This window comes from Levilactobacillus zymae DSM 19395 (genome assembly GCF_001434115.1).
Classification (GTDB): Bacteria; Bacillota; Bacilli; order Lactobacillales; family Lactobacillaceae; genus Levilactobacillus; species Levilactobacillus zymae.
The window spans coordinates 1-10,635 of sequence record NZ_AZDW01000002.1 but is presented as its reverse complement, the minus strand read 5'-3'; the positions used below and the strand labels follow the sequence as shown (position 1 = coordinate 10,635).

At 50.8% G+C, this 10,635-nt stretch carries 9 protein-coding genes; all 9 read left to right on the top strand.

Features of this window, described 5'->3' with window-relative positions; genetic code table 11:
- Nucleotides 1-53: 53 nt before the first annotated feature.
- Nucleotides 54-1,706 carry a hypothetical protein gene (locus FD38_RS00320; RefSeq protein WP_057730123.1) on the top strand — a complete coding sequence of 551 codons (1,653 nt, stop codon included), beginning with the start codon at nt 54-56 and terminating at the stop codon, nt 1,704-1,706.
- Nucleotides 1,703-1,906, top strand: coding sequence for a hypothetical protein (locus FD38_RS00315; protein WP_057730121.1), 204 nt, complete (start codon nt 1,703-1,705; stop codon nt 1,904-1,906). Before FD38_RS00320 ends, FD38_RS00315 begins: the two co-directional genes overlap by 4 nt.
- Before the next feature lie 21 nt (nt 1,907-1,927).
- On the top strand, nt 1,928-3,445 hold the full coding sequence (gene asp1, locus FD38_RS00310; RefSeq protein ID WP_057730119.1) for an accessory Sec system glycosyltransferase Asp1: 1,518 nt from the start codon (nt 1,928-1,930) through the stop codon (nt 3,443-3,445).
- Between the two features lie 13 nt (nt 3,446-3,458).
- The gene (locus tag FD38_RS00305) at nt 3,459-5,012 is read left to right on the top strand and encodes a glycosyltransferase family 4 protein (protein ID WP_057730117.1); all 1,554 of its coding nucleotides are present in this window, start codon (nt 3,459-3,461) and stop codon (nt 5,010-5,012) included.
- Nucleotides 5,013-5,046: 34 nt separating this feature from the next.
- Nucleotides 5,047-5,442, top strand: a complete 396-nt coding sequence (locus FD38_RS00300) for an HAD family hydrolase (RefSeq protein WP_057730116.1) — start codon at nt 5,047-5,049, stop codon at nt 5,440-5,442.
- On the top strand, nt 5,439-7,085 hold the full coding sequence (locus FD38_RS00295; protein ID WP_057730115.1) for a phosphotransferase: 1,647 nt from the start codon (nt 5,439-5,441) through the stop codon (nt 7,083-7,085). The genes FD38_RS00300 and FD38_RS00295 overlap by 4 nt, the downstream gene beginning before the upstream one ends.
- A 2-nt stretch (nt 7,086-7,087) precedes the next feature.
- Nucleotides 7,088-7,813, top strand: a complete 726-nt coding sequence (locus FD38_RS00290; protein ID WP_057730113.1) for an NTP transferase domain-containing protein — start codon at nt 7,088-7,090, stop codon at nt 7,811-7,813.
- A gap of 25 nt (nt 7,814-7,838) precedes the next feature.
- The gene (locus FD38_RS00285) at nt 7,839-9,623 is read left to right on the top strand and encodes a hypothetical protein (protein ID WP_147007852.1); all 1,785 of its coding nucleotides are present in this window, start codon (nt 7,839-7,841) and stop codon (nt 9,621-9,623) included.
- Between the two features lie 11 nt (nt 9,624-9,634).
- Nucleotides 9,635-10,635 (top strand): hypothetical protein (locus tag FD38_RS00280; RefSeq protein WP_202813204.1); only part of this gene is annotated, 1,001 nt, incomplete at its 3' end.

The following is a 10,635-nucleotide window of genomic DNA, read 5'->3' as shown; positions in this document are numbered from 1 at the left end:
ACTATGACGTATCATACATAAGATCTTTAAAAACCATTCAGGAGGGTGATCCAATGAAAAAGTCAGCAATCAAAGAATTGAAAACGCACGTGGTAAATCTCGGAGACGTTCAGGACGTGGCAACGGGAACGGTACGGTTAGCCTTATCTGTTTCTGATAAACGTCACCGGGCAACCGTGCAATTCGTTCAGGGGTCCAGCTTTAATCAGGCCTGGGCCCAGATTGCTGACGCATTGGCGGCCACCCCGTTGACGAGTTGGGTACGAATTGACGTTGTCCAGTCGATTCAACGAATCACGTTAGCGCAGTTACAGGAGAAATTGAAAGCGATGCCGCGCATGAATTATTGGCGGCAGGGGGTCAGTTTTGATGCTGACTTCCACACGGCGCTCCTGGAAATGGAAATTAACGGCCACGCCTTCTTTAAGCCCGACCCACAGCATAAGATTGGAAAAAATGCGTCGGCTAGTTGGATCGACTTCACGGCCGTTCAACGGTATCTGACTCGGCGGAACGGGCAAACGGCGCCGGAGTTGACGCAGGTGCCCTATGTCTGGACCTTTTTAACGGCGGGAATATTCTTTGATGGGGACCGAATTTGCGAATTAGACCAAGCGGCGCCGAGTCGGGGAATTCGCCAGCTCACCGATCTCAACGGAACGCTGCGAACTACCATTGATGCGGGAGAACGGTTCCTTCAGCGCCAGATCAAAGCCGATGGTAAGTTCATTTATGGCTACTATCCCGCCCAGCAGCGCATTCTTAGCAGCTATAACACCGTGCGGCACTTTTCGTCCGTTTACGCCCTGTTGGAAGCCATCGCGTTTACGGGGCAAACGGCGGACTTGCCGGCAGTCAAGCAGGCGATTCAGTGGGGCATCGACCAGTTGACCACGACCACGGACGGGGCCCGCTTCGTAGTCGAACAACGTAAGAATAAGACGCCGGAATTAAAGCTGGGCGCGCAAGCCATGCTGATCCTCGCACTCTGTAAGTACCAGGAGGTTGCCCACGATGAGGAATTTCTTCCCGTTCTTTTGGAAGCCTACCACGGCGTGACCCGGTTCTTACAACCGTCGGGGCGCTTCAATCACGTCTTGAATCCCGACCTGACCGTCAAGGAAGCCTTCCGCATCATTTACTATGAAGGCGAGATTACCTTTGCGTTAGCCCGGTTGTACCAAATCACCCAAGACGAGGCCGTGGCCCACTTGATCCAACAAACGCTTGATTTCATGGTGGCCCACAACTACGGCAAGTATCACGATCACTGGTTGTCCTACGCCATTAATGAAGCCTTACAGATCTTTCCGGCTAACCGGGACTACATGCAGATGGGCCTGCAAAACGTTTACGACCACCTGACCTTCATCGAGCAGCGGGACACGGCGTACCCGACGTTACTTGAATTGCTGAACGCGGCGGTCAAGATGACCGACGTGATTAAGCGTACCGGTAATGAGGATTTGTTGGAATCGTACGACCTCGGTCGGTTACGGCAGGCTTGGCGCTACCGGGCCGGTTACGAACTGTTGACCGGTAGCTTCCAACCGGAGTTGGCGATGTACTTCTACTATCCCGAAAAATTTATCGGGGGGTTCTTTGCCCGCCACGATAACTTCCGGACCAGAATCGACGACTGCGAACACTTTTTATCCGGGTTGATCAACTACTACGACTACGCCAATCAAGGGGGGATTAGATGACGATTTTAGCCGCCGCCATTGCCTATAAACGCATCCAATTCTTCATTCGGATGCTGCTGTTCGTGATCCTGGGCGTGCTGGTCTTAGTGATGCGAGCCCGGAACAAAAAAAAGACCCGTAAGCGCATGGACGAACGGACCGCCTATATGATGAAGCACACCAAGCGTGACAAGAACGGGAAATACCCGTGGGAAAACTAAACGAGAAATGGAGTGAGTGCTGTGTACTATTTTATTAACGAATACATCTTACAAAAAAATTCGAGTGTGGAACATACGGCCATGAACCGGGTGAAACTCTTCAATCATTACCACCAACCGGCCCAAATCGTGACCAAAATCTATGACCGGCTCCTGCACCGCACGCTCACCGATTTCGAGTTGACCGATTCGGCGGTGGTCAACATGTATGACTTCTTCCAGGAAGCCACGACGGTGACGCCCCGGGTCATTCACACGACCGACCTGCATCTGCCCGTAGAATCCGAAATCACGGTGGGCGCCAACGTCAGCAAGGTGACTGACGGCGACGTGTTGACCAGTCACGTGGGATTCATTCCGGGAACCATTGGCCGGGTCTTCTACCAGGAATTTCTCGATGTCCAGGGGAACGCTATCGAAACGGATTTATGGGATTGGCGGGGCTTTAAATCGGCGACCCAGTACTTCGGCCAAAATGGAAAATTGATGATGCAACGTTACTACACGCCGCAGGGTCGCATCGTGATGGACGAGTACCTGGTGCCCGATACGGCAGGCAATCCGCTCACGTCACGGATCATCTTGAAGGACTATCAGGGCAAGGGCGACCGGTTCTTCCAGAACGCCGACGATTTGTTTGCCTTCTTCTTGGAGGAGTTAGCCCGGCAGGATCAAGGCCAGACCACCTTTATCGGGGATCGTCCGGGGACGGCGGTCAAACCGTTGCTAGGCTTAACCAATGCGGCGCGGAAGATTCTCTATCTACCCATTAACCACGTCCGCAATCCGGATGACCCGTTACACGCGGAACTAGACGGGTTCTTACAGCCCGCCTTTGACCACTACCAACAATTTGATGGCTTCGTGACGGCTAGTGCCAAACAGGCCGAACACCTCACGGCGCGGTTTCCGGGTATCAAGGTCACGGCGATTCCACCGGTGACCACGACGCCGCTGGCCAAAACGGGGGCCGAGGCCCAACCGGTCGCCCAGCCGCTCCGGCAGCCCCACAGCTTACTTTACGTCGGGCGGATCGCACCGGACAAGCAGATCGATCAACTGTTACGGATGTTCGCGTTGGTTAAAGACCGGGTCCCTGACGCCACGTTTGACCTGTACGGGTACGGCCAGCCAGAATACGTGCAACAGATGACGGACCTGGTTGCCGAGTTGCAATTGACCGGCCAAGTGACCTTTAAAGACTACGACCCCCAACTCGCCCAAAAGTATGACCAGTATCAGGTGATGGCCAACATGTCACTAGCTGACGCCGAACCGCTGGCGATGCTGGAGGCCCTGGCTCACGGGATTCCGGTGGTCAGTTATCCGTTCAACTACGGGGTCAAGGAACTGGTGACTTCCGATCAAAACGGTTACCTGATTGCTCCGGGTAACCCGTTAGCGATGGCCGAGAAGATTGCGGGGCTGTTCCAGGATTCGGAAAAACTGACGAAGTTGAGTGTGGCCGCCTATCAAGAGGCCCACACGACCTGGACGCACCGGAAAGTTTGGAACCGCTGGCAACGCGTGCTGGCGTAAAGGAGGAACTGCGATGTACTATTTCTTAAACGATAATCTACAATTTTCTAAGTCGGGGATCGAACACGCCGAAATCATGCGGTTGCGGTTGTTCCAAAAGCACGGCGTCCCCGCCAAAATCGTCACCCGGATGTTTGCCATGAACCTGACCGACGTGTTGGCCCAGGCCCAAATCGACCGGCAAAACTTCGTGAACTTGTTTGAATTCTTCTGCGGGAGTGCCGAGGTGCCCACCCGCAAGGTGACCTTACAGTCCTTGGCGTTGCCCCTGAACAGTACGCAAACGCGCAAAGATAAGCAGTGTCAGGTCTTCGTGCAAGGCAAACTCCTGATGATCATCTACTTACGCGACGCACAGTCGGACGAAATCAGTAACATCCAATATTTCGACGTCAACGGCCGCACCTTAAAGATGACCTGGTGGGACGTCCGAGGCTTTAAATGCCTAGAACAAAACTTCGACTGGGACGGTAAAATTGCCCTCGAACAGTACTTCGGTCCCGACGGGCAGGTCCACGTGGAGAAGAGCCACCTCTTGAACCGTGCCGGTCAGGAAAGCATCAGCTGGCGGGTCCTGAACTACAAGCAGGGCAGTTGGACCTTCCGGGGGATGAACGAATTGACGCGGTTCTTCTATGACGAGCTTAACGCCAACGGGGAAACTAACGTGATGATTTGTGACCGGACCGTGGAGTGTGACTGGGGCCTGTTCCACATGCACACGCCGGTCTACCGGGTCTTGCACCTGCATAACAATCACGTGAGTGACGCCAACGACATGTTGCACTCGCCGTTGAACAACAACTACCAAAATGCGTTGGATAACTGGCGGCAATGGGACGCGGTGATCTCGGCCACGCCGGAACAATCACGCGATGTGGCGGCACGGTTTGGAACCAACATCCCGGCCTTCACGATTCCGGTGGGCTACGTCAGTGACCAGACGTTAGCGGCGCCGCAGGTCACGGAAGCTCAACGTCAAAAGGACCTGATCGTGCACGTGGCCCGGTTGGCACCCGAAAAGCAGCAGAACCATTCGATCGAAGCCTTTGCCCGGATCCACCAAGATTTTCCGGCGGCGAAGCTCGAACTGTGGGGGTACGCTAACGGGGACGCGGCTAAGGCGTTGCATCAACAGGTCGCGGACTTACACCTTGAAGACAGCGTCTTGTTCAAGGGCTACACCGACGACATTAATGCCGTTTATAACCGGGCCGTCTTGGGTGTCCTGCCGAGTCGGGCGGAAGGCTTCTCCTTGACCCTACTAGAAGCTCAGGCCCACGGGGTACCGATGATTGCCAACGACGTCAAATATGGGCCTAGCGACATCATTCAAGACGGCGTCAGCGGGGTACTGACCCAAGACGGACAGGTCGATCAACTGGCGACAGCCATGCGGCAATTGCTTGCCGACCCGAAACAGCTTGATGAGTACCGGCAAGCCGCTTATGCCAACGCGCAGCGCTATTCCGAAGATGCCGTGTTTGCGAAGTGGCAGGAACTGCTAGATTATTTCGACCAGCAAACGGCTCGTACGGCGCAACCAATCGCGACCGCACTCGACTAAGTGAGCCACGCAGACCAATGGGGGGAATGCCATTATGGATCAAACGACCAGTTTAATTGTCGACATTGACGGCACCTTATGTGACCTCAAGACACCCGAACAAAGTTACCTTGACGTGGCCCCGAAACCCAGCGTCATTGAGCAATTACGAACCTACCAAACGGCTGGGTTTCGGATCGTCTTATTCACCTCGCGCCAGATGCGGACCTACAACGGTAACTTGGGCCAGATCAACAAGTACACGGCCCCCGTCACGGCCAAATGGTTGGACCGCTACGATGTGCCGTACGACGAAATCATGTTTGGCAAGCCCTGGGCTGGCCGGGGCGGCTACTACATCGATGACCGGGCGTTTCGCCCCAGTGAATTTCTCAACCACACCCCGGCAGAACTCGAAGCCCTGGTAGATAAGGAGCGTGACGTGCATTGAAAACCTTAGTAATGCTCTCGGCCGCCAAAGTTGCCGAAGACATGCAGCAAAACTTCGGGGCCATCTACCCGGCGATGATTCCTGTGACCGACGGGGAACGCATCCTCGATCGTACCGTGGCCCAATACCTCGACGCCTACGACCGGCTGTTCATCGCGGTCAACGCGACCGATACCACGATTACCGACTACGTGCAATACCGGGAACTGGCGATTCAGCCCTTAGTGGTCGCCGACGGGTTGACGTTGAGCGAATCGGTAGCCCAAGTCTTGACGCAGCTGCAGGATCAGGGACCCCTGGGAACGATAACGCTGGTCTTTGGGGACACCGTGGTCACCGTCGACGATATTACCCAGCCCGACGTGATTTGGACCCATCCCGTGGGAGATGCTGGCCGGTGGACCACCGTGGCGGTCGATGACCAGCAACAACTGACTTTTAACGATAAGGTGGTGCCGACCCAACCCACCTCTGATTTGCAGGCCGCGGTCGGTGTTTTCACCCTCCAAGCGGGGGACTGGTTAAGCGCTCATTGGCAAGCCGACCAGGACTTTTACACCAACCTGTGTCGGTATAACCAGGTCTATCCGCTAACGCCCCTGACCGCGCAGCACTGGTTAGACTTCGGGCATAGTGATAAGTACGTGGAAGCCAAACAAGCCGTGGAAGCGCGTTTCTTTAACCACACCACCATCGACTCGCAACGGGGAATCTTACGGAAAGAAAGTACCGACGTTGATAAGTTCTTGGGAGAGATCCAGTGGTACCTGAAGTTACCCAAAAATTTGGCGTACTTAGCGCCCCGAATCTTTGATTATTCGCTAAACTACAACGCACCGTTCGTGGAGATGGAATATTTCTCCTATGAAAGTCTGCATAATTTGTTTCTCTACGGGAACCTGGAACTGGGATTCTGGCGCGAAATCGTCGATGAATTGTTCTTCTTGCGGTCCGAAATGGGACAGTACCAGGTACAAGTGGCCCCGGACGAATATCAGGAGACCGTCGCGGAAATGTACCTGAATAAAACGGTCGATCGTTTGAACCGGCTAGTCAACGAACAAGAATTCTTTGCCCAAATCGCCGAGCAGCCCCTAGTGATCAACGGGCAAATTTACCCCAGCATCACGGAAATTTTGACAGCGCTACCAGCCGTGTTGGCTCAATCCGGGGTCCTGACGGGCGACCACTTTAGCGTGATCCACGGGGACTTTTGCATGAGTAACGTGTTGTACGACAACGCCCAACACGTGATGCGGCTGATCGATCCCCGAGGGAAATTCGGGCGCTTCGACATTTACGGGGACGCCAAGTACGATTACGCCAAGATGATGCACAGTTTCTCGGGGAAGTACGATTGCATCATTTCCGACATGTTCAAGGTCAGTGCGGATACGGCGGGGCATATCGATTACGAACTCGACGTGACGGGAAATGAACGGCAGGTCGGCGAGTTGTTCGAGCAGCGGTTACGCGAGCACTTAGGCGACGCGGCGACCTACCGTCAGGTGCAATTGATCGAATCACTGCTTTTCTTGAGTATGATTCCGTTGCATCAGGATAAGCCACAACGGCAAAAGGCCATGTTGGCGGTCGGTGTCACCAAGTTTGCGCCGTTTATGGCGAAGATAACGGAGGGATAACCATGCAAGTTGTGATTACAATGGCGGGCCGCGGGTCGCGGTTTCGGCAGGTGGGCTACACCCAACCCAAGCACGAGATCGTGGTGCGGGGACGCACGCTCTTTGAGTGGGCCATGAACTCGTTACGCGATTTTAAAAATGAAAAGTTTGTGTTCGTGGTCCGGCAAGGCGCCTACGACCGCGATCAATTGAAACGGTTGATTGCCGCGGCAGAAATTGAGAACTACGAAATCGTCCCAATCGATGCCGTGACGTCGGGACAGGCGGCTACCGTGATGGCGGCCATGCCGGTCTTAAATCCCCACGAAGGGGTGGCCATCTATAACATCGACACCTACGTGGAACCGGGCCACATCTTACGCGCGGATTTGGCAGCATGTGACGGTCATTTGACCACGTTCAAGGCGCCCGGCGAGCATTGGTCGTTCGTTAAACTCGATGACCAGGACCACGTGGTCGACGTGGTTGAGAAACAACGAATCTCGGATTTGGCGTCGGTCGGGTTTTACTATTTCGACCGGTTCGTGGATTTTGCGGGGGTGTATCACCACCACGCCGCGGACGTCCGCCGGGATTACGGGGAGACCTACGTGGCCCCGTTTTACCGTTACTTCATTCAAGAACATCGTGGGACCATCACGGTCAAGACGATTCCGACCGACGCCGTGCACGTCTTAGGAACGCCCGAGGAGTTGGCGGTCTTTCGAGATGAGGTTCCTGAGGAATAGGTCAAAACTAAGGAGCATGTTGATGGTGGGAAAAGAGGTATGGGCCATTGTTTGTGGCACTATTCGAGATGAAATTGAATTTAGATTAATGATGGATCAGTTGTTACAATGGCGGGATAATCAGATTGTTCAAGGTATTGTCTTGTCTACGTGGACGGATGAATTAAAGCCATTTAAAGCTCTAGAAGAGTTACTGAGGGAAAATCAGGTGTCCATTGTTTATTCGCAACCAATAGACCAACGGATTCAAAATGTTCAGACAAATTCAATTAATTATTGGCGACAGGCAACTCAATTACAAGCAGCATTAAATGTAACGCCTACAGATGCTATCATTTTAAAAACACGAACGGATCGGGCATTACCGAGTACAAAACAGCTGGTTAAGTATTGGCAGAGTCATCACTCACTTCCCGATGTTCATGAGAGTTGTCAACAATACGGCTACACTGACCTACCAGTAGAATTTAAGCGCCAGATAATAGTCTTAAAGGGTCGAACCGGTAGAATTATGCAATTTACGGATTATGCATTTTTAGGTGAACACGCAGATATTCGTAAACTGATCAATTTCGATGTTTCTGAGCTGTACCTTACCCGAGATTTAGTGGCCAATACACAATTCTTTATTTATCCGTTTTTACGGGATTACCCGATAATTAAAGACTACTTTCAACTAATTAATTTTCGACCGTTATTAGAGGATCTAAAACAGTACACCATATCTGGTGGTAAAGACTTTCCGGTATTTTTCCAGCGCGTATACGCCGTATATTTCGCCATTTTGGCAACGCATTTCCAAATTGTTGGAATGAATGAACGAAGTGAACAATTTAATGATCAGATTGAATTTAGTGACTTTTTTCATAGTAGTCATGACGGAAGATTAAAGCATGATGCATTGGGGGTCGTTATTGAGTCTAGTGCGGTTATTGAATATTTCTTACGCCAGCCAGTTAGTCGATTAGATTTAGTTAGCCAGCACGTGAGACAGTTCTTACAGCCGTTTATGTTCGCAAGTCTTGAACGGGCGAATAGCACAGAAATCGAAGAGCTGGTTCGCTATAGTCATAATCCTGATTTCTCAAAAAATAAGTGGTTACGATCACACCAAGCTGTGATAATTTCTGCTGAACAGAAGCAACAAAAGTCCATGCAGCCTGTATTTCCGGGAATCTCTAAAGACAAGCAATCAGCATTATGGTCTCAATGTTTGCAAGCCGATAATGTTTCCAAATTATTGTTGGACTTCTGGTTGGAAGCTGATGTAGAACCGGAAAATACGGCCGTTTATTTATTAAGCAGTGCCAAGGCGGGAAATCAATATAGCATTTTAACTTTAACAAGATTGCTCAGACGGGGAAAATTGCCAACACCAACGCGATTAGAAGTTGAAAGGATAAATGATTTTAATGCTAAGATGCATCGGTTACACCACACAATCAACGTCAAAGTTAGTTGCTACATTTTAAGTCGTTATTTTTATCGTCAGAGTAATGGCCTTCAAATATCACGTGAATTAAGTCAACAAGTAGATGCAGTGTTGGATCGATATTTACCACAAAAAAAGCAAGAATTTTATACCTGCAGTAAGTCGCTAACTTTATTAGAGAATTATTTCGATGAAGAAATTCAACGATTGCAGAGTTTAAATCGGCATGTCCGAAGACGGCGAGTTATTGAACTGGCGTTAGAAACGACTCAACTCAATCGATATTGGCAACAATTACAGCCGTTATTGAGGGAAGATGAGAAGGTTAATTTTAAAATCTATAATTATGCCATTCAACATGATTTATTAGGAAAGTAGGTGAAGCGGTCGTGTCTTTAGCGCAAAAGTATGATTTAGAGCAGCATAGAATTTGTCAGAGTATCGGTGATGAACAGACGGTCATGGATGCTGGATTAGGCAACGTTGCCACACTCCTAATTTTTTTGAGGCTAATGAGCGATCAAAAAATTTTACCGACGACAACGCTGATTGTAACGGATGAATTATTGAAACACGACAAGCGAACTTCCCTATTTTCAGTTAATGAAAAGGTCAATGCGCGACAATTACTCAATTTAATGTTAGCCACTTCGGAACCCATCGTCGCGCTAGCCATTTGTCAAATGGTTCGAGAACAGACCGCTAGGAAGATGAGCAGTTGGTACCGCTCGTTACCTGGCTACGAAAGCTTAAAGGGAGCCCTCGCCAACCAAACGGGACGGGTTCGCCAAACGGTTAAACAAACTTACAGTGGGCAAGACTTAATCACCCTAGGAATTTTGTTGAGTAACTTACCGTCAGAGGATTTGGATTTGCTACATCAGACGGACGTTGTCCAGCATGAAAAATATTTCTATGCCTCAACGATGTTAGTAAAAAAGGGACAATTACTGGGAGGCTATTTTTGGGGCCAAAATGGTGACTCCGCGATTGCGTTTGATCGGCGTTATCTGTATGTGGTTTTGGGAGCGACGAGTAGTTATGATCGGGAGGTCGTCTTGTCGCAGCTGGTGCATCAAAAGACCACGGTTTTACAAAATGGCGACTCGGACTATGCAACACCCCAACTTGCGGTGAGGGCTAAGGAACCAACCATCGCAATCATCGGGGATGTTTACCCGGGAGAATTTTACACGGCGCGCCGGCAGAAAAGAAATCGGTGGGATCCCCTGGCTACGCAAGGATATAACTATACATTTGAAAAACTGCAGTCATACTTGCAACAAACGGATTTGAATATTTTTAATATGGAATCGGCTTTAGTTAATGATTTAAAGCCTGAATTATTCATACCTTCCAAAAAAGTCGTCAGTTTTCATGTTTTTCAAAA

Coding starts and splice junctions, on each gene's coding strand:
- FD38_RS00320 (WP_057730123.1), top strand. CDS start 54: ATGAAAAAGTCAGCAATCAAAGAATTGAAAACGCACGTGGTAAATCTC.
- FD38_RS00315 (WP_057730121.1), top strand. CDS start 1,703: ATGACGATTTTAGCCGCCGCCATTGCCTATAAACGCATCCAATTCTTC.
- FD38_RS00305 (WP_057730117.1), top strand. CDS start 3,459: ATGTACTATTTCTTAAACGATAATCTACAATTTTCTAAGTCGGGGATC.
- FD38_RS00300 (WP_057730116.1), top strand. CDS start 5,047: ATGGATCAAACGACCAGTTTAATTGTCGACATTGACGGCACCTTATGT.
- FD38_RS00290 (WP_057730113.1), top strand. CDS start 7,088: ATGCAAGTTGTGATTACAATGGCGGGCCGCGGGTCGCGGTTTCGGCAG.